The sequence below is a fragment of the Natrinema saccharevitans genome, from assembly GCF_001953745.1.
GTDB classification, from domain to species: domain Archaea; phylum Halobacteriota; class Halobacteria; order Halobacteriales; family Natrialbaceae; genus Natrinema; species Natrinema saccharevitans.
This window is the reverse complement of sequence record NZ_LWLN01000001.1, coordinates 313,716-339,483: the sequence shown is the minus strand read 5'-3', so window position 1 is coordinate 339,483 and position 25,768 is coordinate 313,716. Positions and strand designations below refer to the sequence as shown.

General features: G+C 67.5%; 26 protein-coding genes and 3 pseudogenes. 15 read left to right on the top strand and 14 right to left on the bottom strand.

Translation table 11 applies throughout. The annotated features are described in order from the left end of the window. The first annotated feature begins 72 nt into the window (after positions 1 to 72). Positions 73 to 960 (top strand): homoserine kinase, encoded by an 888-nt coding sequence (locus A6E15_RS01785; RefSeq protein ID WP_076143132.1) that lies wholly within the window; start codon positions 73 to 75, stop codon positions 958 to 960. Positions 961 to 967: 7 nt separating this feature from the next. Continuing rightward, a complete protein-coding gene (locus tag A6E15_RS01780) occupies positions 968 to 1,297 on the top strand; it encodes a hypothetical protein (RefSeq protein ID WP_076143131.1) in 330 nt (109 codons plus the stop codon). 128 nt (positions 1,298 to 1,425) lie between these two features. On the opposite strand, the gene pdxS is transcribed toward A6E15_RS01780, so the two are convergent. Then, positions 1,426 to 2,334 carry a pyridoxal 5'-phosphate synthase lyase subunit PdxS gene (gene pdxS, locus A6E15_RS01775; RefSeq protein WP_076143130.1) on the bottom strand — a complete coding sequence of 303 codons (909 nt, stop codon included), beginning with the start codon at positions 2,332 to 2,334 and terminating at the stop codon, positions 1,426 to 1,428. Between the two features lie 238 nt (positions 2,335 to 2,572). On the opposite strand from pdxS, the gene A6E15_RS01770 reads away from it, so the two are divergent. Further along, the gene (locus A6E15_RS01770) at positions 2,573 to 3,280 is read left to right on the top strand and encodes a DUF1405 domain-containing protein (protein ID WP_076148136.1); all 708 of its coding nucleotides are present in this window, start codon (positions 2,573 to 2,575) and stop codon (positions 3,278 to 3,280) included. Between the two features lie 53 nt (positions 3,281 to 3,333). On the opposite strand, the gene A6E15_RS01765 is transcribed toward A6E15_RS01770, so the two are convergent. The 5 genes from A6E15_RS01765 to A6E15_RS01745 form a co-directional block, all read right to left on the bottom strand. Continuing rightward, the gene (locus tag A6E15_RS01765) at positions 3,334 to 5,991 is read right to left on the bottom strand and encodes a valine--tRNA ligase (protein ID WP_139326625.1); all 2,658 of its coding nucleotides are present in this window, start codon (positions 5,989 to 5,991) and stop codon (positions 3,334 to 3,336) included. A 674-nt stretch (positions 5,992 to 6,665) separates the two neighbouring features. Next, entirely contained in the window at positions 6,666 to 7,568 is a 903-nt protein-coding gene (locus A6E15_RS01760) for an HFX_2341 family transcriptional regulator (protein ID WP_076143128.1), read from the bottom strand. Between the two features lie 46 nt (positions 7,569 to 7,614). After that, a complete protein-coding gene (locus A6E15_RS01755) occupies positions 7,615 to 8,253 on the bottom strand; it encodes a hypothetical protein (protein ID WP_076143127.1) in 639 nt (212 codons plus the stop codon). 47 nt (positions 8,254 to 8,300) lie between these two features. Next, on the bottom strand, positions 8,301 to 9,788 hold the full coding sequence (locus A6E15_RS01750) for a sodium:solute symporter family protein (protein ID WP_076143126.1): 1,488 nt from the start codon (positions 9,786 to 9,788) through the stop codon (positions 8,301 to 8,303). Beyond that, positions 9,785 to 10,066, bottom strand: coding sequence for a DUF3311 domain-containing protein (locus tag A6E15_RS01745; RefSeq protein WP_076143125.1), 282 nt, complete (start codon positions 10,064 to 10,066; stop codon positions 9,785 to 9,787). The genes A6E15_RS01750 and A6E15_RS01745 overlap by 4 nt, the downstream gene beginning before the upstream one ends. Positions 10,067 to 10,242: 176 nt before the next feature. Here A6E15_RS01745 and A6E15_RS01740 point away from each other — a divergent pair, with 176 nt between their 5' ends. From A6E15_RS01740 to A6E15_RS20715, 5 genes are all read left to right on the top strand, one after another. Beyond that, positions 10,243 to 11,082 carry an ArsR/SmtB family transcription factor gene (locus A6E15_RS01740; RefSeq protein ID WP_076143124.1) on the top strand — a complete coding sequence of 280 codons (840 nt, stop codon included), beginning with the start codon at positions 10,243 to 10,245 and terminating at the stop codon, positions 11,080 to 11,082. A gap of 108 nt (positions 11,083 to 11,190) precedes the next feature. Further along, positions 11,191 to 11,853: a helix-turn-helix domain-containing protein gene (locus A6E15_RS01735; RefSeq protein ID WP_076143123.1), complete on the top strand. Its 663-nt coding sequence runs from the start codon at positions 11,191 to 11,193 to the stop codon at positions 11,851 to 11,853. 78 nt (positions 11,854 to 11,931) lie between these two features. After that, positions 11,932 to 12,300 carry a DUF7344 domain-containing protein gene (locus A6E15_RS01730; RefSeq protein WP_076143122.1) on the top strand — a complete coding sequence of 123 codons (369 nt, stop codon included), beginning with the start codon at positions 11,932 to 11,934 and terminating at the stop codon, positions 12,298 to 12,300. Positions 12,301 to 12,527: 227 nt separating this feature from the next. After that, positions 12,528 to 13,997, top strand: coding sequence for a DNA primase DnaG (gene dnaG / locus A6E15_RS01725; RefSeq protein ID WP_076143121.1), 1,470 nt, complete (start codon positions 12,528 to 12,530; stop codon positions 13,995 to 13,997). 132 nt (positions 13,998 to 14,129) lie between these two features. Then, positions 14,130 to 14,306: a hypothetical protein gene (locus A6E15_RS20715; RefSeq protein ID WP_175607189.1), complete on the top strand. Its 177-nt coding sequence runs from the start codon at positions 14,130 to 14,132 to the stop codon at positions 14,304 to 14,306. 123 nt (positions 14,307 to 14,429) lie between these two features. Here A6E15_RS20715 and A6E15_RS01720 read toward each other — a convergent pair whose 3' ends face one another. Beyond that, entirely contained in the window at positions 14,430 to 15,755 is a 1,326-nt protein-coding gene (locus tag A6E15_RS01720; RefSeq protein WP_076143120.1) for a DUF92 domain-containing protein, read from the bottom strand. Positions 15,756 to 15,854: 99 nt separating this feature from the next. Here A6E15_RS01720 and A6E15_RS01715 point away from each other — a divergent pair. Then, positions 15,855 to 16,154: pseudogene (locus A6E15_RS01715) on the top strand (zinc ribbon domain-containing protein); the annotation flags it as partial. Positions 16,155 to 16,304: 150 nt separating this feature from the next. Then, a complete protein-coding gene (locus A6E15_RS01710) occupies positions 16,305 to 16,910 on the top strand; it encodes an undecaprenyl diphosphate synthase family protein (RefSeq protein ID WP_076148135.1) in 606 nt (201 codons plus the stop codon). A 7-nt stretch (positions 16,911 to 16,917) separates the two neighbouring features. On the opposite strand, the gene A6E15_RS01705 is transcribed toward A6E15_RS01710, so the two are convergent. Together A6E15_RS01705 and uppS are read right to left on the bottom strand one after the other, a co-directional pair. Beyond that, complete coding sequence (locus A6E15_RS01705; RefSeq protein ID WP_245800510.1) at positions 16,918 to 17,310, bottom strand: DUF7344 domain-containing protein; 393 nt, start codon at positions 17,308 to 17,310, stop codon at positions 16,918 to 16,920. Positions 17,311 to 17,373: 63 nt separating this feature from the next. Continuing rightward, positions 17,374 to 18,306, bottom strand: a complete 933-nt coding sequence (gene uppS, locus A6E15_RS01700) for a polyprenyl diphosphate synthase (RefSeq protein ID WP_076143118.1) — start codon at positions 18,304 to 18,306, stop codon at positions 17,374 to 17,376. A gap of 166 nt (positions 18,307 to 18,472) precedes the next feature. Between uppS and A6E15_RS01695 the strand changes: the two genes are divergently transcribed. Continuing rightward, complete coding sequence (locus A6E15_RS01695; RefSeq protein ID WP_076143117.1) at positions 18,473 to 18,889, top strand: DUF5778 family protein; 417 nt, start codon at positions 18,473 to 18,475, stop codon at positions 18,887 to 18,889. 92 nt (positions 18,890 to 18,981) lie between these two features. Here A6E15_RS01695 and A6E15_RS01690 read toward each other — a convergent pair whose 3' ends face one another. Next, positions 18,982 to 19,311, bottom strand: a complete 330-nt coding sequence (locus tag A6E15_RS01690; protein WP_076143116.1) for a hypothetical protein — start codon at positions 19,309 to 19,311, stop codon at positions 18,982 to 18,984. A gap of 201 nt (positions 19,312 to 19,512) precedes the next feature. On the opposite strand from A6E15_RS01690, the gene ahbB reads away from it, so the two are divergent. From ahbB to hemA, 3 genes are read left to right on the top strand one after another with little or no spacing between them, the layout of a single operon-like run. Beyond that, a complete protein-coding gene (gene ahbB, locus A6E15_RS01685; protein WP_076143115.1) occupies positions 19,513 to 20,595 on the top strand; it encodes a siroheme decarboxylase subunit beta in 1,083 nt (360 codons plus the stop codon). A 29-nt stretch (positions 20,596 to 20,624) separates the two neighbouring features. Then, entirely contained in the window at positions 20,625 to 21,278 is a 654-nt protein-coding gene (locus A6E15_RS01680) for a precorrin-2 dehydrogenase/sirohydrochlorin ferrochelatase family protein (protein ID WP_076143114.1), read from the top strand. Continuing rightward, positions 21,278 to 22,600: a glutamyl-tRNA reductase gene (gene hemA / locus A6E15_RS01675; protein ID WP_076143113.1), complete on the top strand. Its 1,323-nt coding sequence runs from the start codon at positions 21,278 to 21,280 to the stop codon at positions 22,598 to 22,600. Before A6E15_RS01680 ends, hemA begins: the two co-directional genes overlap by 1 nt. Before the next feature lie 213 nt (positions 22,601 to 22,813). On the opposite strand, the gene A6E15_RS01670 is transcribed toward hemA, so the two are convergent. From A6E15_RS01670 to A6E15_RS01655, 4 genes and pseudogenes are all read right to left on the bottom strand, one after another. Then, complete coding sequence (locus A6E15_RS01670) at positions 22,814 to 23,143, bottom strand: hypothetical protein (protein ID WP_076143112.1); 330 nt, start codon at positions 23,141 to 23,143, stop codon at positions 22,814 to 22,816. 334 nt (positions 23,144 to 23,477) lie between these two features. Further along, positions 23,478 to 23,675, bottom strand: coding sequence for a hypothetical protein (locus tag A6E15_RS01665; RefSeq protein WP_076143111.1), 198 nt, complete (start codon positions 23,673 to 23,675; stop codon positions 23,478 to 23,480). A gap of 68 nt (positions 23,676 to 23,743) precedes the next feature. Continuing rightward, positions 23,744 to 24,379 carry an HAD family hydrolase gene (locus A6E15_RS01660; protein ID WP_076143110.1) on the bottom strand — a complete coding sequence of 212 codons (636 nt, stop codon included), beginning with the start codon at positions 24,377 to 24,379 and terminating at the stop codon, positions 23,744 to 23,746. Between the two features lie 65 nt (positions 24,380 to 24,444). Beyond that, positions 24,445 to 25,248, bottom strand: a pseudogene (locus tag A6E15_RS01655) (ABC transporter substrate-binding protein); the annotation flags it as partial. A 73-nt stretch (positions 25,249 to 25,321) separates the two neighbouring features. On the opposite strand from A6E15_RS01655, the pseudogene A6E15_RS01650 reads away from it, so the two are divergent. Further along, positions 25,322 to 25,749 (top strand): annotated as a pseudogene (locus A6E15_RS01650) (VOC family protein). Positions 25,750 to 25,768: the final 19 nt, after the last annotated feature.

Here is a 25,768-nt window from a genome sequence, read left to right as displayed (position 1 = left end):
CACCGACGGCAGCCGCGGCGGCTGTCGTCGTCGTTCGCTACCTTTTTGACTGCAGTCTGGAAAGGAATCGGCATGCTCACCGTGCGGGCACCCGCGACGAGTGCGAACCTCGGGAGCGGCTTCGACGTCTTCGGTGTCGCTCTCGGGACGCCCGCCGACATCGTCCGGGTCGAACGCGCGCCGGAGACGACGATCACGGTCACCGGGGCCGGCAGCGAGTACATCCCCGAAGACCCCGAGAAGAACACCGTCGGCGCGGTGGCGAAGGCGCTCAACGCCCCGGCCCGGATCCGGATCGACAAGGGGGTCCGCCCCTCGTCGGGACTGGGGTCGTCGGCGGCGAGCGCGGCCGCCGCGGCCGTCGCGCTGAACGCCCTGTACGACCGCGGTCGCTCCCGGGAGGAACTCGTGCCGATCGCCGCCGAGGGCGAGGCGCTCGTCTCCGGCGAGGCCCACGCGGACAACGTCGCCCCGGCCTTACTGGGCGGGTTTACCGTCGTCACCGACGAGGGCGTCACGCAGGTCGACGCCTCGATCCCCGTGGTCGCCTGCCTCCCCGATATCTCCGTCTCCACGCGCGACGCGCGCGGCGTCGTCCCCGAGTCGGCGACGATGGACGACATCGTCGACACCGTCGGCAACGCCGCCACGCTGGCCGTCGGCATGAGCCGGAACGATCCCGACCTCGTCGGGAGAGGGATGGTCGACGCGGTCGTCACCCCCGAACGCACAAAGCTCATCGACGGCTACGACCGGGTTCGTGAGGCCGCCCTCGAGGCGGGCGCGACCGGCGTCACCGTCAGCGGGGCCGGCCCCGGGATTCTGGCGGTCTGTCGCCGGCAGGACCAGCGGGAGATCGCCTCGGCGATGGTCGACGCCTTCGACGCCGTCGGCGTCGAGAGTCGGGCCTACCAGACGGCCGTCAGCGAGGGGGCGATGCTGTACTCGGACGGTTCGTAGCTCGGCGATGGGTGCCCGAACCGACGCGGTGCTTGCGACGGTCTCGCTGGCCGGGTTCGCGCTCGCGCTCGCTCTCGTCGGCACCCCGCTGTCGGGTCCCTTCTTCGCGCTCGGCTGTGCCGGGACGCTCGGCTTCGAGGTGGTCGCGTTCCGGCACTACGAGACGGTCCGAGCGTACTGGGAACGCAGGCCGGTCCAGTTCGGGGCGCTCGCGCTGTCGTTCGGTATCGTCGGCCTCGGCGTCGCGTTCGCGCCGACGGCCGTCCTTTCGGCCGGGACCGGGTCGCTGGTGACGTACCTGCTGTTTCTGGTCGTCGTCGCGTCGCGTGCCCGATAGTCGGATTCGGTCCGGACAGCGTCGCGGGATCGGACGGCACTTGCCGGAGCCGACAAACGCCGTGTGTCGGCGAAAACGAGTCGTAACCGTACGAAAAACGAGGCGTAGATGACGGGAGTCGTGGTCGATCAGACGCCGCGGTCCTGCAGCTTCTCTTCCTCGGAGAGATCGGCGTTCGCGTCGCCTTTCATCCCCTTGCCGAGGTTCTTCGAGATCTCGGCGAGGCGCTCGGGGTCGTCCCAGTTGTTCGTCGCCTCGACGATCGCCTCGGCCATCTCGGGCGGGTTCTCCGCGCCGAAGATCCCGCTGCCCACGAAGATACCGTCGCACTCGTGGTGCATCATCAGGGCGGCGTCGGCGGGCGTCGCGATGCCGCCGGCAGCGAAGTTCACGACCGGGAGCCGGCCCAGTTCGGCGGTCTCGTGGACCAGTTCCGCGGGGGCTTCGATCTCGCGGGCGTAGGCCTCGCGTTCCTCGTGGGTCATGCCCTCGAGTTCGCGGATCGCGCCCTTGATCGTCCGCTGGTGGTGGACGGCCTGGTTGACGTCGCCGGTGCCGGCCTCGCCTTTGGTGCGGATCATCGCCGCGCCCTCGTTGACCCGGCGCAGGGCCTCGCCGAGGTTCCGCGCGCCACAGACGAAGGGCGCGGTGAACTCGCGCTTGTCGATGTGGTAGGCGTCGTCCGCGGGGGTCAGAACCTCCGACTCGTCGATCATGTCGACCCCGATCGCCTCGAGGATCTGGGCCTCCTTGGTGTGGCCGATCCGGGACTTGCCCATCACCGGGATCGAGACCTCGTCAACGATCGCCTCGACGTCGGCGGGGTCGGCCATCCGGGCGACGCCGCCGCGCTTGCGGATGTCGGCCGGAACGGCCTCGAGGGCCATCACGGCGACCGCGCCGGCGTCCTCGGCGATCCGTGCCTGTTCTTCGTTGACGACGTCCATGATGACGCCGCCCTTCTGCATTCGCGCGAACCCGCGCTTGACGAGATCGGTCCCGCGTCGCAGTTCTTCGAGATCGGCTGGTTCCGACATACTGCGCGCTTAGGAGTCGCCGCACTTACGCGTGTTCTTTGGGGACGATCCGGCCGCGGAACCCGAAATCGTTCGCCTCGCCCGGCGGTCGGTCACCACCGTCGCGCCGTCGACCGCCGGATCGCTCGCGAGTCGGTCCGAGGTCGGCCGCGGTCACGGACCGGACCAGGGCTCGAGGCGGCGCGTGCCGGTTCGGAGACCGCTACTGTTTTGCGGGTTCCGGCCGTCGCGCCGGACGATGACCGCGTCGACTCGGACGGCGGAGCGCGGACGCGCGGACGACGAGTCGCTGCCGGCCTATCTCACGCCGGTGCCCAGAGCGCTCGAGGACCTCGGCCTGCGCTTTGCGTGGCTGGTCGTCGCGATCAACCTCGCGGGGACTGCCTTCGGCTTCTGGTACTACTCGGGACAGTTCGCCGGGACCGCGACAGCGCTGTGGCCCTGGGTGCCCGACAGCCCGCTCGCGACGCTGTTTATCGCGCTGGCGATCGCCGCCTGGAAGTTGGGTCGCGAGCAGCCGTGGCTGACCGCGCTGGCGTTCTTCGGCAACGTCGTGTTGGGCCTGTGGACGCCGTACACGCTGCTCGCCTTCGCCGATTCCTACGCGTACCTCCCCGTGTGGATGTACCACTTCCTCTTCTGGAGCCACCTCGCGATGGTCGTCCAGGCCTTCGTCCTCTACCGGATCACCGACTTCCCGGTGTGGGCCGTCGGCGTCGCCGCCGTCTGGTACTGGAGCAACCTGATCGTCGACTACTTCGTCCCGATCGTCGGGGAGCCCCACCACACGATTATCCCCGTCGACCGCGACGCAGCGATGTTCCTCGAGGCCGACGCGCTGGGCGTGATCGCCGCCGGCGAGGTCACGTTCGTCCTGCTGGCGCTGTTTCTCGCGCTCGCGATTCGGGTCAGGAAACTCGAGCGACCGCAGGCCGCGAACGGGTAGCGGTCGCGAACGGCGCTCGCGTCCGCGAGAAGACGAATCGGTGGACGACGGCGCTACTCGAGGATGACGACCGCCGACTCGGTCTCGATCATCTCGCCGTCGCCCGAGTAGGTCCGCTCGAGTTCGACCTCGAAGAGGTCGTCCTCGAGGTCTTCGCCGGCGACCCGTAGGACGCCGTCCTCGTCGTCGATCTCGTACTCACCGCTCTCGATGCCGGCGTCGATCTCGCCGACCTTCGAGCCGAACTTCGGCCCGAGCGTCGAGTAATCGAGGTCGATTTCGGCGACCTCGGTCGAGATCTCGGGCTCGTCCTCGAGGAGCGTGAGATCCCGCACGTGCATCACGTTCCGGATCGCGTCCTCGAAGCCGTCGACCGGGCCGTAGACCGACACCGACTCGAGGTCGGCGTTCAGCGGCAGCTGGTTCTCGCTCTTGTACCGGCGCAGCGCGGAGATGACCTCCATGGCAGTCTCGCCGGCCTCGAGGTCGGCCTCGTACTCCTGCGGGTCGGGCCAGTCGCGGACGTGAATGCTGCTGTCCTCGAGGGCCGCCTCGCCGTCCGCGTAGACGGCCTGCCAGATCTCCTCGGTCGCGTGGGGCAGGAACGGCGCCCAGAGTTCGAGGAAGGTCCGGTGGGCCGTCCGCAGCGCGTACTGCGTCGAGGGGTTTTCCTCCCGCGTTTTCGCGATCTCGAGGTAGTCGTCACAGAAGGTACTCCAGAAGAAGGTCCGCAGGCGGTCGCGGGCCTTCGCGAACTCGTAGTCCTCGAAGTGGGCGGTCAGATCCGCGACGGCGTCGTCGAGTTCCGCCAGCAGCCAGCGGTCGATCGCCTCGAGGTCGGCGGGCTCCTCGGGCTCGCGCGGCGCGAGCGTGTCGACGAGCTTCGAGGCGTTCCAGAGCTTGCGCAGCAACTTCTCGCCGGCGGTGAGGTCTTTCTCCTGATACGGAAAGTCGTCGCCGACGGCGGCGCTCGCCGCCCAGAACCGGACGGCGTCGACGGGGTAGTCCGCCAGCACTTCGTCGGGTTCGACCACGTTCCCGCGGGACTTCGACATCTTCTCGCGGTTCTCGTCTAAGACGTGGCCGTTGATCATCGTCGCGTCGAAGGGCACCTCGCCGGTGTGTTCGTAGCACTTGACGATGGTGTGGAACAGCCAGAACGAGATGATGTCGTGGCCCTGCGGGCGCAGGTCGAACGGGTAGAGTTCGGGGTTGTCCATCCGGAATTCCTCGCTCTCCGCGTCCCAGTCCCAGCCCGCGTTGATCAGCGGCGTCAGCGAGGAGGTCGCCCACGTGTCGAAAACGTCGTCCTCGGCGACGAACTCGTCGTGGCCACACTCCGGACAGCTATCGACGGGCGGATCGTCGCTCAGCGGGTCGACCGGAAGGGAGTCCTTCTCGGCCATGACCTCGTGATCGCAGTCGGCGCAGTACCAGACCGGGAACGGGATTCCCGAGTCGCGCTGGCGCGAGATCAGCCAGTCCCACTCGAGACCCTCGATCCAGTGCTGGTAGCGGGAGAACATCTTCTCGGGGTACCAGTCCATCTCCCGGCCGGCCTCGAGGTACTCCTCCTTGTGATCGAGGATTTCGACGTACCACTGCTTGGAGACGCGGTACTCGACGGGGGTGTCACAGCGCTCGTGGACCTGAACCGCGTGGCTGATCTCCCAGCGGTCGCGGAGGGCACCCTCGTCGTCCAGATCCTCGACGATGGCCTCGCGGGCCTCCTCGGTGGACATGCCCTCGTAATCGCCGGCCAGTTCGGTCATCGTCGCGGACTCGTCGATGGCGACCCGCAGCGGGAGGTCGTGGGCCTGGTACCACTCGATGTCGTTCTGGTCGCCGAAGGTACAGCACATCACGACGCCGCTTCCCTTCTCCATGTCGACGCGCTCGTCCGCGATGATCGGCACCTCGTGGCCGAAGATCGGGATGCGAGCGGTCTCGCCGACGAGGTCCTGATTCTCCTCGTCGTCGGGGTGGACGAAGACGGAGACACAGGCCGGGATGAGTTCGGGTCGCGTCGTGGAGATGACGAACTCCTCGCGATGGGCGTCCTCGCCGACGAGTTCGAACGCGATGTCGTTGAAGTGCGAGCCGCGCTCGTCGTCTTCCATCTCGACCTGCGAGATGGCCGTCTCGCACTCGGGACACCAGATCGCCGGGGCCTTTTTGCGGTACTCGCGGCCCCTCTCGTAGAGGTCGAGGAAGGACAGCTGGGAGATCCGCTGGACGCGGGGTTCGATCGTCTTGTAGGTGTTGTTCCAGTCGATCGAGGTCCCGAGGTCCTGCATCTTGTGCGTGAAGTCGGCCTCGTACTCCGTACAGACCTCGCGGCAGAGTTCCTGAAACTCCCGGCGCTCGTAGTCCTGATGGCGGATGTCCAGTTCCTTCTCGGTCAGGCGCTCGCTCGCGATCCCGTTGTCGTCGTAGCCGAAGGGAAAGAGGACATCGCCGTCGGCCATCCGCTGGAATCGCGCGGCGAAGTCCTGCAGGGTCGAGCCGTAGAGGTGGCCCATGTGCAGGCTTCCCGAGACCGTCGGCGGCGGCGTATCGATCGCGTAGACGGTATTGGGGTCGCGTTTCTCGTCGCCGTCGTAGGCGTAGACGTCCGAATCGACCCAGCGCTCCTGCCAGCGCGACTCGACCGTCTCGGGGTCGTAGCCGCCCTCGAGGCTCGGCTCGTCGGCCTGTTCGGGCGCGTCCATGCTCATGCTCTCACCGCCCGTCGCGGGCGTCGTCGATCCGTCGAAGTTCGAACGTGCAGTCGATTGTCGTCCATAGAGCGGTCGTTGTGCTGTGAATGCTGGTCGGCGACAATACATCCGTCGAAACGGGGTGGGAATGCGGGGCTACGGGGCCCCTACGAAAACGGTGCCGCACGGGCCGTCGAACGGGTCGTTCGCCGCGACGGACTCGAGCATACGTCTCACTTGCCCCGGGAACGGTGTTAGGTGTTTCGTCGTCCGCTGTCGATCGCTACTCGGAGAAGTACCAGTCTTCTATTCATTCACCCACCCACCGTACTAGTCGGGTATTAGCGATCGAGATATCGGACGTGCGCCAAAGAGAACAGCGTCGAAATTGCTGCTATTGAGAGTAATACTGTGAGTAGCAGTTGATTCGAAAGATAGGTGTAATATCCGAGGAGTGAGAACGCCACAGCAGACAGAATTCGACTACTGTCTCTTCGCTCGGTATGTAGATGCAGATACAGGCCGAGAGATGCGATAACGAGCGAAACAGGAACGATCACCCATGGATCTCCGAGACCGGAGATACCTTCGAAAGCCACTCGCATACGGATATGAAATCAATTTCTATTCTGAAGTAACTTCTGTCTATATTATGGTCTGTCGAAGGGAATCAACCGCCGAGGATCTCATTCGTCTGCATCGTCGTCGGAGTGAGCCCGCACCCACAGTTCGCCGATCCGGGAGAGCCGCGTCCGGTAGGACTTGCCGTGTTCCTCGCGCTCGATGTAGCCCTTGCCGCCCGGCCCCAGCCGGTCGACGTTGTAGATGACCTTCGAGCGGAAGCTGTCGGTGTACTCCTCGTTGAGTTCGCGGGCCAGCGACTCCGCGAGTTCCGAGACGGAGTCGAACTCGCCGTCCTCGCCGAGCTTGTAGAGGATGAGTTCCTCGAAGGGCTTGACGTTCGAGAAGGAGGCGACCGGTAACTCGACGATGTGTTTGCCGTCGATCTCCTTCGCGCCGATGGTCGTCCCGCGCTCGTCGAACTCCGCCAGCAGATCCCGCGCGCTCTCGAGTCGCGTCGCGATCCGGTCGTCTTCGGGGTCGTCGTCCGCCTGGAGATCCTCGAGCAGGGCGATCTGTTCGCGAAGCTCCTCGGCGAGTTCCGTCTCGAGGTACTTCTCGGGGGCGGTGTAGTAGGTGTGGATCCCCTCGCGGTCCTCCTGGCGCTCGACCATCAGCGAGTGGGCGGCGTTGGCGAAGGCGAAACTCACCGTCCGGGGCATCGCGGCGACGTTGACCCAGACCTCGTTGCCGGCGTCCAGTTCCGCGGTGATCAGCTCGTAGGCCTGCTCGAAGGCGTCGTCGTAGTCGTAGACGTCCTCGAGGACGAACCGCTCGGTGTCGGCCCCCAGCAGGTTCTTGAAATCGGTCTCGAGTTTCTTCGAGAGGTGTCGGGAGTACTCGACGTTGGCTTCGCTCCCGACCGCGCCCTCGAGCAGGATGACGCTGTCGACGTCGATCTGATCGCGGACCAGCGGCGCGATCAGCCGGTCGTAGTCGAACCCGACCGGGACGATGTGGGTCTGCATGGCTGGGGATTAGACGGGGCCGATACAAAACCCCTCGAATCCTCCCTCAGTCGCCCGCCGCGCCCTCGAGGTCGAGCCCCCGGAACAGATCCACGATCCTCTCACGGTCCCGGGCGGGGTCGACGTCGAGGGCGGCCGCCAGCAGGTCAGACTCGGGGGCCTCGAGCGGGAGGAGGCCGCCGGCCAGCGCGTAGGACTCGCCGTCGGGCCAGACCGCGACGTGGACCTCGGCGTCGATGGTCGCGGGGTCGTCGTCGGGCGACCCGCCGTCGGCCGCCGCGTTCGCGTCGACCGGGTACGCGGCCTCGAGGACCGTCAGGTGGCCGATCGCGCCGTCGGGCCGGTCGATGTACTCGGTCGCGCGTTCCGCGCCGACGTCGATCCCGTCGTCGGCGAGGGTCTCGACGACGCCGTCGCGGGCCTTCGGCGCGGCCAGCTCGAGGGCGTCGCCGGGGTCGAGCCCGATCGCCGAGAGGGAGGGGCTGATCGCGAGGTCGACGGTGAACAGCGACCGGGCCGGCACGTCGCCGTCGGCGCGGAGCCGCTCGAGGGCGTCGGCGGTCGGCCGGTGTTCGAAGACGGCCGTCTCGGCGGTGATCGTCGCCAGCGAGAGGCTCCGGTCGTCGGTCCGGCCGCCGACGTGCTGCCAGTCGTCGGCGACCGCGGGCGGCAGATCGATAGCCATCGCCGACGGGTACGACGGCGGGGCGGTTCAGCGTGGCGGTTCGCGGGTCAGTCCGCGCCCAGTCGATCGAAGTAGATCGCGCGGCGTTCGGCCGCCGCCGGCGACGTGACCAGCGAGACGGCGACGGTGACGACGAGGCTCAGCCCCATCCCGACGATACCGGCCGTCCAGCCGGCGTAGGAGCCGGGGACGACGGCGAGGAAGAGACTCGAGAGGTAAAAGCCCTGGCTGGCGAGGATCCCGGCGGTGATGCCGGCCCGGGTGATCGACCGCCAGTAGAGCGCGAGCAGGACCGGCAGCGCGAGCTGGGCGAAGCCGCTGAAGGCCGCTTCGCCCAGTTCGAACAGGCCGGCAGGCCGGAGGAGGCTGCCGACGAACGCCGCGGTCGCGAAGACGACGACCCCGATGCGGGCGATCAGGTCCTCGCGTCGGTCTGAGAGGTCCCGGCCGAAAAAGGCGGCGACCGGTCGGTACAGGTCCCGCGTGAAGTACGACGAGCCCGACAGCAGCATCGAGTCGGAAGACGACATCATCGCGGCCATCGCGCCGGCGACGACCAGCGCGGCGAACCAGGTCGGCGTGTACTCGGCCAGAACCGCCGGCAGGATGTTCCCGCTGTCGGGCATCGGCACGCCGAGGCCGGCGGCCCAGGTCCCAAGCATGAACGAGGGGACAAAGAGCAGGACACAGAGGACCGGCCACAGCGCGAAGGTGCGCTTGAGGACGGTCCGCGAGCCCGCGGCGAAGAAGCGCTGGTTGACCTGCGGGAACATCGCGACGCCGAACCCGATCGTGATCGCCGTCGAGAGGATCCACTGGACGGTGTAGTAGTCGCCCCCTAGCGAGAGGAAGCCGGCGGTGTCCGGGTTCGACGCCAGCGCCTCGGTCGCGGCACCGGGGCCGCCGACGGCCGCAAGCACCCACAGCAGCGCGACCCAGGTGGTCACGAGCATGAACACGCCCTGTAACGTGTCGGTCCAGGCGATCCCGCGCATCCCGGCGGCGACGACGTAGAGGATCATGAACGCGGTGATCAGCCCGGCCCCTGCGGCGTAGGAGACCGCACCCTCCGTTAGCGCCTCGAGGGCGGTGCCGGCCCCGACCTGCTGGAGCATGACGTACGGAAAGAGCCACACGAGGCTCACGGCGGCGACGAGCCCGCGAAGCCACCGCGAGCCGAAGCGGTCGCCGAGCATCTCGCCGAGCGTGACGTAGCCGTGTCGCTGGCCGAGCAGCCACTGCTTGTAGCCGATCACGTACCAGAGGACGGCGAAGATGATCCCGTCCATCAGCCCCATGACGAGGATCCACTCGGGGCCCTGCGCGTAGGCGACGTTCGGGCCGGCGAAGAAGGTAAACGCCGACAGCAGCGTCGCGAACGTCGTAAAGAGCAGGACGACGGTTCCCAGGGTTCGGCTGGCCAGATAGAAGTCCTCTGCGGTACGGTCGGTCAGCCGATAGGCGACCAATCCGACGGCGAGGGCGACCAGTAGATAGCCGACGATGATCGACAACTGGATCGCGACGGCGTTCATCGGCGCTCACCTCCGGCCTCGGATTCGCTACCGCGGACGGTCCCGTCCCGCGAGACGTCGCTCGAGCCGTCACCGGCCGTTTCGATGCCGATGCCCCAGGCCCGCTGGGCGAACAGCCAGAAGGCGACGGAGGCGAGACACATCCAGCCGACGTGCCACCAGAGCCAGACCGGCAGTCCGGCGACGACGGTCGAGGTACCCCACAGGAACCACGGCACGGTCAGTCCGGCGAGGACGACCGCGGCCGCGAGCCATGGCAACAGTTCAGTCCGGCGCATGTCGGATCGTTCGTCCCGACATGGGTAGTTCTTGCCCTTCGAATGCCGATATCGAAGAGATATATTCATCGATGGGGCATCCGCATCGAGTCCCGCGGTTTCGGGTAGGTGAAATCGGTCTTTCACCGATGAAAAAGCGTATATGTGTTTGTCATCGAATAGGAATCGACTCCCGTATGGCCCGTCTGTTTCCCTTTCGCTCCGAAACGAACGCCGAGGAAGGCGCGCCCCGCGTCGTCGATCTCGAGGGAGAGGACGCCGACGCGGTCTTCGCCGCGCTCTCGTCGACGACGGCACGGCGGATCTACGCGCACCTAGACGGCGAGCCGGCGACGCCGAGCGATATCGCCGAGGCGGTCGATTCCTCGATCCAGAACGTCCGCTATCACCTCGAGAAGCTCGAGGACGCGGGGTTGGTCGAGGTCGTCGACACCTGGTACTCCTCGCGGGGCAACGAGATGAGCGTCTACGCGACGACCGACGGGCCCCTGATCGTGACCAGCGACGAGTCCCGCGCGGCGCGGCTCAAGGAGGCGCTCTCGCGGCTGCTGGGCGGTGTCGGCGTGCTGGCCGGCGGGAGCCTGCTGGTCCAGTACGCGGCGACGCGGTGGCTCGGGGCCACGGACGGTGAATCGACGGGCGATAGCGGGGCACAGCCCGTCGGGACGGACGACGGGGCCGACGACGGCTCGAGTCCCGAATCGACCGGGGACGGAAACGACATGGGAACGGCCGATGTCGACGAGAACGGCACCGAATCCGGCGGCGACGGAAGTGCGGACGGTGCCGACGGCGGTGCGGGTGCCGACGGCGATGCGGGCGCGGACGGTGCCGACGGTGAACTGCTCGAGAACGCCACGGACAACGAGACGGTCGACACCGCCGCCGACGGCGGCGCGGAGGTGGCGGAGGCGGTGTTCGAAACCCTGCCGCCGGGGCTGCTGTTCTTCCTCGGCGGGCTGACCGTGCTGCTCGCGGTCGCGGCCTACTGGTACTGGTATCGACCGGCGTACTGAGTCTCGAGACCACGTCGTGACCACCGGTCGACGGCGACTCGTTGACAGCCGTCCGCGGCCGCGTCTTCGTCGGCGGCGTCTTATGATGCCGCCCGGCGTATCGGCGGTATGAGCCTCATCGCCGAGTTCTCGATCAAGTCCGACGACTTCGCGCTCGACCACGCGCTGACCGCCGCTCCGGAGATGGTGGTCGCGATCGAGCAGGTCGTCGCGACGATGGAAGACAGGATCATGCCGTACTTCTGGGTCAGCGGTGGGGACCACGCGGCGTTCGAGGCGGCGTTTCGCGACGACGACTCGGTCACGAACATCGCGGCCGTCGACGAGGCCGACGGCGCGAAGCTGTATCGCGGCGAGTGGACCCGAAACGTCGAGACGGTCGTCTACGCGTACGTCGAACTCGGGGCGACGATCCTGCGGGCGACCGGAAAAGCGGAGAGCTGGAAACTGCGGATGCGGTTCGACGATCGGGAGAGCCTCTCGCGGTTTCGGACCTACTGCGACGATCACGACATCACCGCCGCCCTCGAGCGGATCACGGAACAGGAACAGCCGATGGCCAGCGCCCGGTACGGCCTCACGCCCACGCAACGCGAGACGCTCGTGACCGCGCTCGAGGCGGGCTACTACGAGGTCCCGCAGGCGGTCACGATGGACGAACTGGCCGACCGGATGGGTGTCTCCCAGCAGGCGCTCTCGAAGCGGTTCCGGGGCGCGTACGAGAATCTCATCGCGAACACGCTGACCATCGGGTACGCCGACGAGGAGTAGTCGCTCGCCACCGGCGACACCGAATGGGGTTGTTTATACAACCCACCACCTCTTCCGTACGGGGACGTTTTACAGTGTATGGTTGGGCCGAAACAGGCACACGACACCGCGAACGACGCGTTCGACGTTCTCTCACACCACCGTCGTCGCTATGCGCTGCAGTGTCTCCGGGAGTACGAGACACCGCTTGCGCTCGCCGATCTGGCCGACGAGGTCGCCGTCAGGGAACACGACCGCCCGCTTGCGGAGATTCCGTCCGAGGCGGTCAAACGGATCTACGTCTCGCTCTATCATACGCACGTCCCGAAGTTAGCGGACGCGGACCACGTCCGCTACAGTCAGGAGCGAGACGAGGTCGCGCTCCTGGATCACGCGGCGCAGTTCGAGCGACTGCGGCGCTATCTCGCGATCGAGCGATCGGCCACGAACTGTTCTAGTGGCAACTAAACGTCATTCCACACCTGATCGCGCGACAGCGTTGTGATCAGTATGTGAATCGTTTCAGTTGTCACTATAGGCGCTCGCCACGCCGCGGACCGAACGCGTCGCCACGGGAGAGTCGGCGCAAGCGCCGGCGGGTCAACAGCTATTTGCCCTTCACGAACGAAATCATATATAAATCGGTCTCTGTACGCGTTTCCCGCGTCACCGCCCCTCACGGGGACAGATCTCCCATGGAAGACACCTCGAAATACCTCATTCACGCGGACGTGACGGCTGACGGGGTCGTCGAACGCAGCGACGTCGTCGGCGCCATCTTCGGTCAGACGGAGGGCCTGCTCGGTGACGACCTCGACCTCCGCGACCTCCGCCAGTCCGGCAAAGTCGGCCGTATCGACGTCGAAATCACGAGCACCGGCGGCCAGTCACACGGCCAGATAACCATCGCGACGAGCCTCGACAAGGTCGAAACCGCCACCCTCGCGGCCGCCCTCGAGACTATCTCACGGGTCGGTCCCTGTCGGGCCGATCTCGAGATCCGCGAGATCGAGGACGTCCGGGCGGCAAAGCGAAAGGAAGTCGTCGACAGGGCGAAAGAACTGCTCCGGACGGGCTTCGACGACACGATCATGTCCTCCGACGAGATCCTCGCGGAGGTCCGCCAGCAGGTCCGCGTCGAGGACATCACCGAGTACGAGGGGCTGCCCGCGGGCCCCCGGGTGACGGACAGCGACGCCATCATCGTCGTCGAGGGACGGGCCGACGTTCTCACCCTCCTGAAGTACGGCATCAAAAACGCCATCGCCGTCGAGGGAACCAACGTTCCCGATGCGGTCGCCGAACTCACCCGCCACCGCACCGTCACGGCCTTCCTCGACGGCGATCGGGGCGGCGATCTGATCCTCGAGGAACTCGCGCAGGTCGGGGATATCGATTACGTCGCCTTCGCCCCGACCGAGGGCTCCGTCGAGGACCTGGACCATCACGAACTGTTCGCCGCCCTCCGGAACAAGGTCCCGTACGACACCGTCGCCGAACTGAACGAACCTCGGGAGGCGGTCGCCGCGACCGACGGCAGTGCGACGCCGTCCCCGCCGCCGTCGGACGCCGGCCCCGACACAGTCGACTCTCGAGCGACCGCGACCGCGGCCACGGCCGAGACCGAGTCCGACGACGGGGCGGCCGCCGCCGATACCGACGCGAGGCAGTCGGACGATCGAACGGAGCCGGCGAAGGCAAAGACCGAACGGACCGCTACGACCCGTTCGCCGACTCGGTCGGCGGACGAGCCGGATCGAGCCGGTGCGGGGGAGTCGTCCTCGGCGTCCGATGCCGAATCGACACCAACCGACGACGCGGAATCGGACGAGGATCGGTCGCCGGAAACCGTCTACGGCCACGCAGCCGCCGTCATTCGTGGGGAAACCAACCGCGTTCGGTTCCTCGACGACGACGGGGAGACGATCGAGGAGGTCCATGCGGGCGACGCCTACGACGCCCTCGAGGACTTCGAGCCGGTGCCGGCGACGGTCGTCCTCGACGACGCGCTGGGCCAACGGCTGCTCGATCTGGCGGCCGACCGCGGCGTCGACCGGATCGTCGCCCGCTCGCTGGGGGCCTTTACCAAGCGGCCGACGGCCGTCCGGATCCACGCGATCGACGAGATCGCCGAGCGGCCGCCGGAAACGTATCGTGACCGCTGAAACGAGTTACACACCGCTCGCAATGTGGCCGTGCGATCGGGTGTACAGTGCCGTTTAGTGCCGACGAGCGAGTTCTCACCGGTCGGGAGCGGTCCGAACCGTTGATACGCGGGGAGTACCGAGCGGCCGATAATGGCACCACCCGCGACCGCTGCGCTCGCACTGCTCGGCGTCTGGGTTCTCGTGACCCTGTGGGCGACGACGACCGCTGCCGGGGGACAGGTGCGGGCCAACGATCGACTCGGTATCGAGGAACAGTCCGAACAGTCGCTCGAGGAGCCGTCGTCGTTCTCGACTGCTGACGACTGAGACGGGTTGCTGTCCCGAGTTCCACGGTGGGACCCATGGCGGTCGCGGTTCCACCGGCAGTGACTGACAGGGGACCGTCGGACTCTTTTCGCGGTCTTCCGTCCCGAAGCGCAGTCACTGGCGTCAGCCGAGGAGGGGAACGACGACCACCAGCGCGGCGCTGGCGAGCGCGCCGGACAGCGTCGCGAAGAAATTCACGCTCTGGTTGCCCAGCAGGGGTCCCTCGAGGGTCGCCCCGAGGAGGCTGTCGACGGTCATCCCGACGACGCCGGCCGCGGCGACGATCGCCCCGCCGACGAGGTCGATCTCGGGGAAGACGCCGGCGGCGATGGCGGCGACGACGACCGCGCCCGTGAGGCCGGCGAGTTCGCCCTGCCAGGTGACGCCGCCGTCGGTGCCGGGCTCGACCGGTTCCAGCGTCGTGATCAGTCGGGGTCGATCGAAGACGCTGCCGATCTCGCTCGAGAGGGTGTCGCTCATCGCGGTCGCGATCGATCCGGCGAAGGCAAAGAGGAACAGTTCCGGTTCGTAGGGGAGCAACCCGGCGTCGCTGGCCGCGTAGCCGAGGACGGCGACGAGCGCGACCGCGGCGTTGCCCAGGACGTTGCCGCTGCCGCGGGCCCCGTTGTTGTCCTCGGCGACGCCGAGTTCGGTCTTGCGGTCGTACCGGAACTTCGTCGAGAGGCCGCCGATGGCGAAGAAGGAAACGAGGACGGCGACCCAGCCGTACCCTCCGAGGACGATCGTCAGCAAGACGAGTAAGACGCCGGTGAGCATCCCGGCGACCGAGGCCGTCTCGAGGGAGTAGGACGCGTAGCCGAGCGCGACCGTGACCGCGAGTGCGACGACGATCTCGAGGCGGCCGACCGAGGGGCCGAGTTCGGCGAGCAGCCACAGCAGGAGGCCGACCGAGAGGACGACGATCGGGTCGTCGGACCGCAACAGCATGTCCCGGAGCAACGCGGCGAGGAAGGCGCCGCTGGCGGCCAGAAAGACGACGACCGGCAGCGCCGTGGCGACGGGATCGCCGGCGAGGGCCCGCGTCCCCGCCAGTCCGGCGACGGCCGCCGCGCTCCCCGCGAGACAGAAGCCGGCGACGCGAACGACGTCGCTGTCCGTCCGGAGCCTGACGAGTTGCTCGCCGAGGTTGCCGTAGCCGACCAGCAGGATCGTTCCGACGAAGACGGCGACCGACATCGACGCCGCGGTCGCGATGAGCCCGAGCGCCACCCCCGCGAGGACGAACGTGATCAGGCCGTACAGCCGGGCGTCCTCGTAGTCGCCCGGATAGGCGAGCAGATCGAACAGCGGCCCCTCGGGGACGAGATAGGCCCCGAGCAGGACGACGCCGGCGACGCCGGCACCGACCTGCGGACCGAAGAGGGGAACGGCGAGCGAGAGCGTACAGAGCGCCGCGAACACGCCGGCTCGCCCAACGGGTGCTGTCACGATACCGGTCCCTTTCTGTGGCGGTTACTTCAACTGTGCGGTAGCGCGGAGTCTCCGTCAGCAAGGAGCAACGCAGGCCGAAGCCGAGTCCCCGAGAACACGTCGAAGCGGTGTTGCGAGTGCGGCCAGACCAGCGATGGCAACCGAACGGAACGGGACTTCTTCGAGTGTGGGAAGTGCGGTGCAACGGCGAATGCAGAGTATAACGCGGCGAAGAACGTGGGCTGGCGGTTTGTCCGTCGCGGGCTACACGACTCACGGCGGACGGGCAACAGTCAACTTACCCTGAAGTCGGGGACGGTGACGCCGAACCGAGGGTTTGTCTCGTACGCTGTTACAGAGTCAGAGGCGGAGTCCACCGACAAGCCCCACCCTCAACGAGCGAACCCGTCAGGGTGAGCGAAGTAGGGAGGGGTAGTTGACGGTTCGTGAACCCGCTCGAGGCGGGTATTACCGCACTCAGCGGTCCACTCCGTGGAAATTGGCCGGCCGTCGAACGGTCGGTCCGAACCCGTAACCGGTATGGCTGCCGCCGAGAAAATCGCCGGTGTGGGACTGTACGAACGGTACCTCGCCTTTCGGATCCGTCGTCACGACGGCGACCCGCCCGATCACGTCGCGCTCGTGATCACCGAGCGCGATCTCCTGGAGCGGGGGGCCTACGAGACGCTGACCGACTTCTTCGAGTGGGCCACGGAGTACGCGTCGCAGATCACGGTCTACGTGAGCGTCCTCGACGAGGCCGCGGTGCCGGCCCTCCAGCGGGAACTCGAGACGATCGACGCGCCCCGGCCGGTCGCGGTTCGGGGTCCGGGCGATCAGGCGCGGGCCGACGCGCCGATTCGGATCGGGATCGGACTCGGCGGCAAACACGAGTTCACCAGCGCGGTCCGAACGCTGGCCGAACGGGTCGATGCGGGCGAGTTAGCGCCCGACGAGATCGACGACGACCGCGTCGAGGACCACCTGGTCTTCCCGTCGGAACCGGATCTGGTGATCAAGACCGGGGCCGAACGGCTCTCGGATTTCATGATCTGGCAGTCGGTCTACTCGGAACTGTACTTCACCGACGTGAACTGGCGGGACTTCCGCAAGCGGGACTTCCTCCGGGCGGTCCGGGAGTACTGTAATCGGTCGCGACGGTTCGGTCGCTGATCGCGGCTCACGGGGAGGCGTTCGGCCCCGATCGCTCGGGACGCGACGGGTCCGCGAACGGCTCGGCGGCCGCGACGACGGGTCGCTCGAGCCGGATCAGGCCGGTCTCGCCGTCGTACTCGAGCACGTTCGCGCCCGCGAGTTTCGGGAGGACGACGTGGACGAGCGACGCTTCGACGGTCCGCTCGTCGGCGTCGTCCCGGTCGGCGACGACGGCGGCCAATTCGGTGACCGAAACCGGTGGTTCGGCTGCCGACAGCGCGTGCAAGGCGAGTCGCGTCCGTGCGTTCGCGAGGAGCGCGTACGCCTCGTCGAGCGGTACGTTCGTCAGCCGAACGAACCGTTCGACGTCGACTGGCGGGGCGGTGTTCGGAGTCGCCATCACGACTACTGCTGCCATAATGACAGTGAAATGCCTTGTGGTGGCTGAAATAGTCGTTAGCGGCGACGGGATCCGGCGCGGTCAGTCCGCGGCCTGACCGCCCGAGTCGCCGCCCTCGAGATCGCCGGCGTCGGGCCGTTCGGCGGAGGGCAGGGAGTCGCGAAACCGGTCGACGATCGCCCGGGCCTCGGCGAGTTCCGTCTCGCTGACGGCACCCAGCAGGGCCAGCGCGCGCCGGGCGCGGGTCCGCCGCCACGATTCCGCGCGGTGTTCGTAGGTGCGGATCCCCCGCAGGAAGTCGGCCTTGGAGAACTCCGGCCAGTAGGGCGTACAGAAGAAGACCGCGGCCTCGTTGCCGTTGGCGTGCCAGGGCAGGAAGTTCGAGGTGCGCTCTTCGCCGGCGGGTCGAATTATCAGGTCGACGTCCCGGATCGGCCGGTCGTATAGCCGGCGTTCGATGTCCTCGATGTCGATCTCCTCGGGGTCGAGGTCGCCCGCCTCCACGTCCGCGGCGACTCCGCGGGTGGCCTCGAGCAGTCGCGAGCGACCGCCGTAAGCGAGCGCAATGTTGAGAACGAACTGATCGTAGCCGCGAGTGCGCCGTTCGGCGTAGTCGACCGCGTCTCGGACTCGCTCGGGAAGCATGTCGATTTCGCCGATCGCGCGGATACTGACCTCGTTCTCGTGGACGCGGTCGGCGTCGGCGAACTCTCGCAGCTTTTCACAGAGGAGATCGAACAGCGCCTCCTTTTGCTCGGCTGGCCGATCGAAATTCTCCGTCGAGAAGGTATACAGCGTCAGTTCCTCGACGCCGATCTCCTGGCACCACTCGAGGACGCGTTCGGTCGTCTCGGCCCCCGCGCGGTGGCCCTCGTGGGCATCGCCGCCCCGCTTGCGGGCGTACCGTCGGTTGCCGTCCTGAATCACGGCGACGTGGGTCGGCGCACCCGAGACCTCGCGAGAGAGCAGCCGCTCGTACGCCGCGTCGACGCGTTTTCGGAGCCACCGCTTCATTACTCCGAGAAAGGTCAGCGACGACTATGTGTCTTGCGTGTTACTCTCCGAGCGCGAGACTGGTTTGGTATCGCGTGTCTATACGATTGAAATCCCGTCGAACGACGGGTCGATCGCCCCGTCCGAACCGTGACGGCTTTGGGGCCGGCCCCTCTCGGTTCTGACAATGGCAGACGCAAACCACCGGCCCGTCGACGAGGACCTCTACCAGCGGACCAAGGCGCTGCTCGAGCCCGGCGAGATCGAACTCAACGGGGCAATCGTCCACACCGACTACGACGGCCAGGAAGACGTCAAGATGATGCAGGCGACGATCGACGTCGGCGACGTCATCGCCGAACACTCCGGCCACGACCCGACGGACTGTTACGTCTACTCGGGCAACGACGACCCCGACTTCTCCTCGAACCAGCACCAGGGTCTGACGCTGGACGACGAGGAGTTCGTCTGGGAGTGCCAGCAACTGCTGCGCGAGGGCAGTTTCGACATCGTCATCTACTACCGGGCAACGGCCGACCACGAGGCCATCCTCGAGGAGATCCGCGAGTTGGGATTCGACGTGACCGGCGTCGAAGGCGAGTAGCTGCCCGACAGGTACCGACGACACCCGTTATCGGCCGTACTCGTGCGACAGTGAGACGCTCTCGGTCGCGCCCTCCGAACGGATCCTGCCGATCATTTCGAGCCGGAAACGGCCGCTCCGAAGCGCGTCGGCGACGGCCGATCGGCCGTCGGCGTATTCGACGACGAGATCCAGATTCGCCTTCCCGTCTCGCCCGACTCGAGCGTGTTCACAGACGGTTCCGCCGTGACCACCGTTTCCCCGTCGATCGAGACGTCGAATTCGCCCGACGTCGACGGGATATCCACGTCGGTCGGATTCTCGAGTTCGGGGATGACCGGGAGCGTGGCGCTCTGCAGCCCGGTATCCGGTTTGCGGACGTCGAAAATCGAGAGTTCGACCTCCTCGATCGGAGGCCGCTCGGACTCGCCGTTCGACCCCACGGAGTCGCCGAGACACCCCGCGACCGCCGCGATTGCTATCGACGGTACCTCTCCCTGACGACGCGACGTTGTTCTATACCTGACAACATAACTCCCGTTAATCCTCGGTACGATTCATCCTTGCATCGACCGTCATCGAGTGGTACGGAACCGAGCAGCCGTTCCAATCCCCTTATACTCCGTCAGTCCCGAGGTTCTCGTATGAGTACGGACGTCGACCTCACCGAGCGCGAGCGGGCGGTCGTCAACGCCTATCAGGGCGGATTCCCCGTCACGGAACGACCGTTCGAACCGGCGGCAGCCGCCATGCGCGGCCACGGGGTCGACATCACGGCCACCGAACTACTCGAGACGGTCCGCGACCTGGACGAACGGGACGTCCTCTCGCGGTTCGGGCCGCTCGTCAACGCCCAGGAGATCGGCGGCGCGGCGACGCTGGTCGCCATGCACGCTCCCGAGAACCGGTTCGACGAGGTCGTCGAAGCGGTCAACGACCACCGCGAGGTGGCACACAACTACGAGCGCGAACACCCTCACCTCAACGTCTGGTTCGTCGTGAGCGTGGCCGACGAGGACCGCGTCGCGGCGGTCCTCGACGAGATCGAGGCGGAGACGGGCCAGGAGACGTACAACCTGCCGAAACGCCGGGAGTTCCGCGTCGAAGCCAAGTTCTACGTCGATGGCCCGCTGAACGGTGACGGGGACGTCGAGGCGGCCGGCATCGATCGCTCGGAGCTTGGACCCGAAGTCGAGCCGACCGACGCGGCGACGCTCTCGCCGGCCGAACGCGACCTCGTGATCGAGATTCAGGACGGCATGCCCCTAACGGAAACGCCCTACGGCGACGTCGCCGACGCGATCGGGCGTGACCGCGAGTGGGTCCTCGAGACGGTCAAACGGTTCGAACGCGAGGGCAAGATCCGACGGATCGGCGTCGTCCCGAACCACTACGCGCTGGGGTACACGGAGAACGGCATGACGGTCTGGAACGTACCCGACGAGGTCGTTCCCGAGGTCGGTCCCGAAATCGCCGCACTGCCGTTCGTGACCCACTGTTACCGGCGGCCGCGCCACGAGGGCGTCTGGCCGTACAACTTCTTCGCGATGACCCACGGCCGCAGCGAGGCCGAGAGCCAGCGCCGTGTCGAACAGGTTCGGGAACGGATGGAGGAGTACTGGGACGTAACAGCCGACGACTGGGATACTTTGCACTCGACACGGATCTTGAAGAAGACCGGCATACGGATGGCAGAGCGAGCGGACGCGAACACCAGAGCGCGGTAACGGAGTCCGTCCGAGCTATATCACCGACAATGATACCGCTCTTGCACGATTTCACGGACGAGACGGTGCTGATCTTCGGCGGCGGTCCCGTCGGGGCCCGGAAGGCCCGGCGGTTCGCCCGCGAGGCGCGGGTGATCGTCGTCAGCCCGGCCTTCGCCGATCGCGAGTTCGGCGCGGCCGAACGGGTCCGGGCCGCGCCCGACCCCGCTGACGTCCCGGCGTGGCTCGAGCGGACCGAGCCCGCCCTGGTCGTCGCCGCGACCGACGACGCGGCGGTCAACGAGGCCGTCGCCGACGCGGCCCGCGACCGGGGCGCGTTGGTCAACCGAGCCGACCGGTCGGGAGAACGCGACGTCGGCAGCGTCGTCGTCCCCGCGACCGTCCGCGAGGACCCGGTGACCGTCGCCGTCGCGACCGGCGGCACCGCGCCCGTACTGAGCAAGTACCTGCGCGAGGAACTCGAGGAGACGCTTTCGGGGGCCGGCGAGATGGCGTGGGTCTGTGGCGAACTCCGCGCGGAACTCAAGGCCCGCGACGTGCCGGCGGAGCGCCGTCGATCGATAGTCACTGACGTCGTCAATTCCCCGGACCTTTGGACAGCTTTACGTACGGGTACTTCCAACTGTGCCCAAGTGATCGAGGACGTGCTCGGCGAGGAACGCTCAGGGGGTGATCGAACGTGATGTCGACCGGGGTCGTCACTGCGGCGCGAGTGACGCACGGAAGCGGTAGCGTCGACCAGCTCGCCGCGGCCAGTCCCGACGGACAAGAAAGCGCCGTCGAGGAACTCCTGGCCGTTCCCGACGTCGAGGAAGCGTACGTCCTCTCGACGTGCAACCGGGTCGAAGCCTACGTCGTCGGGCCGGACCACGCCGTCGGCCGGGCCGCCCTCGAGGAGTTCTTCGCCGGCGTCGCAGACGAGGCGGTCGTCGTGACCGACCACGACGAGAGCCTGCGTCATCTCATGCGGGTCGCCGCCGGCCTCGAGTCGGTGATCCTCGGCGAGGACCAGATCATCGGACAGGTCCGGACCGCCTACGAGGATTCGCGCGACGCCGGCGGCATCGGCTCGATGCTCGAGGCCGGCGTCACGAAGGCGATCCACGTCGGCGAACGCGCCCGCACCGAGACCGCGATCAACGAGGGCGTCGTCTCGCTGGGCTCGGCCGCGACCCGCAGGGTCGCCGAGGAGATCCCGCTCGAGGACGCGACCGCGCTGGTCGTCGGGGCCGGCGAGATGGGGAAACTGGCCGCACGAAGTCTCGCGGCCGCCGACGTCGCGGAAGTCGTCGTCGCCAACCGGACCGTCGCCCACGCCGACCACCTCGTCGACGATCTCGAGGCCGAGACCGACGCCCGGGCCGCGCCGCTCGAGGCGCTCGATTCCGTCACCTCGCGCGCCGACGTCGTCGTCACGGCGACCGGCAGCGAGGAGCCGGTCGTCGAACCCCGCCACCTCGAGGGGCCGAGCGAGCAGGTCGTCGTCGACCTCGGCCAGCCCAGGGACGTCGCCCCGGCGGCCGACGACCTGTCGTCCGTCCGGGTCTTCGATCTGGACGATCTCGAGTCGATCACCGAGGAGACGCGCGAGAAGCGCGCCGACGCCGCCCGCGAGGTCGAGGCGATCGTCGATCGGGAGTTCGAACTGCTGACCGAGCAGTACAAGCGCGCCCGCGCCGACGAGGCCATCGCGGCGATGTACGAGGCCGCAGAGCGGATCAAAGAACGGGAGGTCGAGACCGCTCTCTCACATCTCGAGGAGCCGTCCGAGCAACACCGCGAGGTCCTCGAGTCGATGGCCGACTCGCTGGTCAACCAGTTGCTCGCCGCGCCGACCAAGAGCCTGCGGGAGGCCGCTGCCGAGGACGACTGGAGTACGATCCACACCGCCCTCCAACTGTTCGATCCGGAGTTCGGCGGGAACGACGGCCCGATCGCCCCGCCGTCGATCGCCCCCACCACCGGGAGCGGCGAGGCGGGAATCGGCGCGACCGACGACGACTGATACTACTGGACAGCAGTCGATACGAAGCCGGTCGCGAATTTGCGGCCGTCTCCGGCGGGGACGGGCCGCAGACATGCGACCGGCTTCACGTCGTTCTGTCCGGCAGTCTGAGACGAACTGTTCTCGCGGGGACTGCAAGACCGGCGAGAAGGGAAGGCCGCCGCTGGGAGCGTCGTGATCCGGAAACCGCCTACTCGTGAGAGCCGCGGCCGCCTACCGCTGTGCCGAGCCGTACCCGACGTGAACCGTCGGGACGCTCGCGGAGTCGGCCGCCTCGTTGCCGTTCCAGTCGACGAGTCGGACGTTCGCCAGCTGGCCCGAAAACCGGAACCGCTGGACGCCGACGTCGATCGCACCCTCGGCGACGCCGCCGGAGACGACGGTCCCCTCGGCTACGGGGTCGTCGGCCAGCATCTCGAGGTCGCCGTCGACCGAGAGTTCGAAGTTCGAGGGGACGCCCCGTCCGACGATCGTGACGAGGTTCGGAAGCGTATCGCTGTCGGTTTCGGCAGTTCTGTTCCGTACCGAAGTGTCGCGTGTCATGGCTCGATAACGCGAGGGTCCCGGCATAAGCTTTCCTGTCGAAATAATGGTAAGAATGGGTGAATACGCCGGTCCGGTGACCGATCGTCGCCGGCGACTGTCCGGCCACCGTCGATGGCGATCCGCGTGGTCGGACGGAGAACGCTCGAGCGCTCTCGGGCGGAGAAGGGCCCAAACGCGACGGCGTGGTTCGCAGCGAGCGGAGCCCGCGGGACTCCGACGGATCGTGGCGGTCGGGCCGTCCGGGGGCCTCATACGGCCTACCGTATGCCGGTGGGATCACGACCGCAGGACCGGGCGGCATCGTGTTGGAACTGACAGATAGCGGTCCGTCTCAGTCGCTCGAGGGCGACAGGTCGCAGGCGAGGACCGCTCCGAATCCGTCGGGCGTCGTCGGTCGGACGAGCGACTCGCTCGAGTCGATCGCGTGGCCCGTTTCGACGTGGTGGTCGATCGCCGCCCGCGAGCGGTCGCGCTGGTCGGGTTCGTCGGTGGCGGCCGCGTGCCAGTCGCAGTCGAGACAGTACTTCATCGTGACATCGAATCCGAGCCGATTCCTGAAGCTCCTTCGATCTCGCGGTCGGCGAGTGCCGATCCCGATCAGTACAGTTCGTCGAAGGACGTAACACGGTGGTCCCCGAGAACGCATCGGCCTCGCTGCTCGTGGCCGACGCGCTCGACGTGGATCGCGTCGAGGCCGGCGTTCCAGGCCGCGCCCACGTCACAGGCCCCGTCGCCGGCGAGGACGCCGCGGTGGCCGTTGTGGCCGACGCCGAGGTCGTTCATCACCCGTTCGACGGGGGTCGGATCGGGCTTCCAGCCGGTCTCCTCGGTACAGCACAGTCGCGCGTCGAACCAGTCGTGGATGTCGAGGTGGTCCAGGACGGGCTCGGTGAGAAACTCCTGACAGTGCGTGACCAGCCCGACGGGAACCTCGAGGTCGCCGACGACGGCGGCGTCCTCGTGGAGGTAGGTCCGTTCGGCCCGCTCTATCGGGTTCTCCTCCTCGTGAAAGGCCGTCCAGAACGCGTCGGGATCGACCCCCCACGCCTCGAGCTGGCGGTCCCGAGAGCCGGTCAGGCCGTTCCAGATGATTTCGGCCTGTCGGTCGGAAAACTCGCGACCGAGCCGGTCGCCGACCCGATCGAAGACCCCCCGCGTGTAGGACCACTCGACGTCGACGAGGGTCCCGTCGAGATCGAGCAGCCAGAAGTCGTAGTCGTGATCGAGGGCCATTCGGACGGTAATATAGCGCGCTCTTGAGTAAATGCCTGTCGCCCGATCGCGGGTCCGTTCCGGGCTCAGTCAGCCGTCGAGCGGATCCGCTCGGCGTACTCGGCCACCGGCGGATCGTCGTCGGGGCGGAACTCGCCCGTCCACGCGTCGTCGGGGTCGATCTCGCCCTCGAGCAGGGCCGTCTCGGACAGCGTCTCGCCGAGCCGCCGCCAGCGGTCGGGGTCCTGTGCCCCCCAGCCGCGCTCGCGGACGAACGGCGTGAACTGCAACCGGTGGGCGGCGGTCTCGAACTTCAGCCGCTCGATCGCCCGACTGCGCTCGAGGGTGGCGTTCCGGTCGACGAGGACGGCGATCGCCCGTTCGGGATCGCGGGTCGCCTCGGCCCAGCCGCGGGCGGTCGCCCGGAGCCGCTCGGGGCTGTCGGCCGCGAACTCGGGGCTCGTGACCAGCGTCATCCCGTAGATATCGAGGGACTCGCCGATCGGCAGTTACTCGGGCGTTCGGTCGCATTCACGGCCGATCTCGATCCCGTTCGTGACGACGCCGACCGCCGCGTCGACGGTCCCGTCGATCACCTGATGCTGGACGCGGTGATGCGTGTGGGGATCGACCGTGAGGAGATCGACTTCGTCGCGGATCCCCGCGTTCTCGAGCAGTTGGGCCGTGAGGATCCGGGTCTTCGTCGCGGATGGCGCAACCGTCCGGCCGGCCAGCTGCTCGGGCTCGGAGAGGGGCTCGCCGAAGACCTCGCGCAGGGTGTAGACCGCCGCGGGCGTCTTCTGGGTCACCGCGGCGACCGCCAGCGGCTCGAACCCCTCGCTTTGTTTCGCCAGGACGGCGCTGGCGCCGGCCAGCGCGATACCGGCGTCCTCGCGCCGCCGCGGGACGAGCCGGCGTGGCGACGAACCGCGTCGCGGTCGCGGGTCGACCGGGAGTCGTAGCATGGACGCCGTCGATCACATCAACGTCGACGTCGACGCGCTCGAGCCCTGCTACGAGTTCTATCGCGAGACGCTCGGCCTCGAGTTGGTCAGGCCGCCCGACGACTTCGCGGGCGGTCACGCGATGTTCCGGGCCGGCGAGACGGTCGTCACGCTGGCCGAGACCGGCCGCGCCGAGAACTGGGACCGGCGGGGGCTCGACCACCCCCTCGACAAGGCCCACCTGGCATTCGAGGTCGACCGTGCGGAATACGACGCGTTACTGGACGGGCTCGAGGGCCAGTTTCCGAACCAGGGGCCCTACGACTGGGGCGAGTTCGAGGGGTTCTACTTCCTCGACTCCGACGGGAACCTGCTCGGGTCGTCACCTACGAGCCGCCCGCGGGCGGGCGAACGCGGCCGCTGCTGACCCACGACGGCGTGGCGTAAGCTCGCGTCGGGCGGGCAC

Coding starts and splice junctions, on each gene's coding strand:
- A6E15_RS01735 (WP_076143123.1), top strand. CDS start 11,191: ATGAGCCTCATCGCCGAGTTCTCGATCAAGTCCGACGACTTCGCGCTC.
- A6E15_RS01695 (WP_076143117.1), top strand. CDS start 18,473: ATGGCAGACGCAAACCACCGGCCCGTCGACGAGGACCTCTACCAGCGG.
- A6E15_RS20715 (WP_175607189.1), top strand. CDS start 14,130: ATGGCACCACCCGCGACCGCTGCGCTCGCACTGCTCGGCGTCTGGGTT.
- A6E15_RS01745 (WP_076143125.1), bottom strand. CDS start 10,066: ATGCGCCGGACTGAACTGTTGCCATGGCTCGCGGCCGCGGTCGTCCTC.
- A6E15_RS01705 (WP_245800510.1), bottom strand. CDS start 17,310: ATGGCAGCAGTAGTCGTGATGGCGACTCCGAACACCGCCCCGCCAGTC.
- ahbB (WP_076143115.1), top strand. CDS start 19,513: ATGAGTACGGACGTCGACCTCACCGAGCGCGAGCGGGCGGTCGTCAAC.
- A6E15_RS01665 (WP_076143111.1), bottom strand. CDS start 23,675: ATGAAGTACTGTCTCGACTGCGACTGGCACGCGGCCGCCACCGACGAA.
- A6E15_RS01760 (WP_076143128.1), bottom strand. CDS start 7,568: ATGCAGACCCACATCGTCCCGGTCGGGTTCGACTACGACCGGCTGATC.
- hemA (WP_076143113.1), top strand. CDS start 21,278: ATGTCGACCGGGGTCGTCACTGCGGCGCGAGTGACGCACGGAAGCGGT.
- uppS (WP_076143118.1), bottom strand. CDS start 18,306: ATGAAGCGGTGGCTCCGAAAACGCGTCGACGCGGCGTACGAGCGGCTG.
- A6E15_RS01785 (WP_076143132.1), top strand. CDS start 73: ATGCTCACCGTGCGGGCACCCGCGACGAGTGCGAACCTCGGGAGCGGC.
- A6E15_RS01730 (WP_076143122.1), top strand. CDS start 11,932: ATGGTTGGGCCGAAACAGGCACACGACACCGCGAACGACGCGTTCGAC.
- A6E15_RS01740 (WP_076143124.1), top strand. CDS start 10,243: ATGGCCCGTCTGTTTCCCTTTCGCTCCGAAACGAACGCCGAGGAAGGC.
- A6E15_RS01770 (WP_076148136.1), top strand. CDS start 2,573: ATGACCGCGTCGACTCGGACGGCGGAGCGCGGACGCGCGGACGACGAG.
- A6E15_RS01750 (WP_076143126.1), bottom strand. CDS start 9,788: ATGAACGCCGTCGCGATCCAGTTGTCGATCATCGTCGGCTATCTACTG.
- A6E15_RS01680 (WP_076143114.1), top strand. CDS start 20,625: ATGATACCGCTCTTGCACGATTTCACGGACGAGACGGTGCTGATCTTC.
- pdxS (WP_076143130.1), bottom strand. CDS start 2,334: ATGTCGGAACCAGCCGATCTCGAAGAACTGCGACGCGGGACCGATCTC.
- A6E15_RS01780 (WP_076143131.1), top strand. CDS start 968: ATGGGTGCCCGAACCGACGCGGTGCTTGCGACGGTCTCGCTGGCCGGG.
- A6E15_RS01660 (WP_076143110.1), bottom strand. CDS start 24,379: ATGGCCCTCGATCACGACTACGACTTCTGGCTGCTCGATCTCGACGGG.
- A6E15_RS01765 (WP_139326625.1), bottom strand. CDS start 5,991: ATGGACGCGCCCGAACAGGCCGACGAGCCGAGCCTCGAGGGCGGCTAC.
- A6E15_RS01755 (WP_076143127.1), bottom strand. CDS start 8,253: ATGGCTATCGATCTGCCGCCCGCGGTCGCCGACGACTGGCAGCACGTC.
- dnaG (WP_076143121.1), top strand. CDS start 12,528: ATGGAAGACACCTCGAAATACCTCATTCACGCGGACGTGACGGCTGAC.
- A6E15_RS01670 (WP_076143112.1), bottom strand. CDS start 23,143: ATGACACGCGACACTTCGGTACGGAACAGAACTGCCGAAACCGACAGC.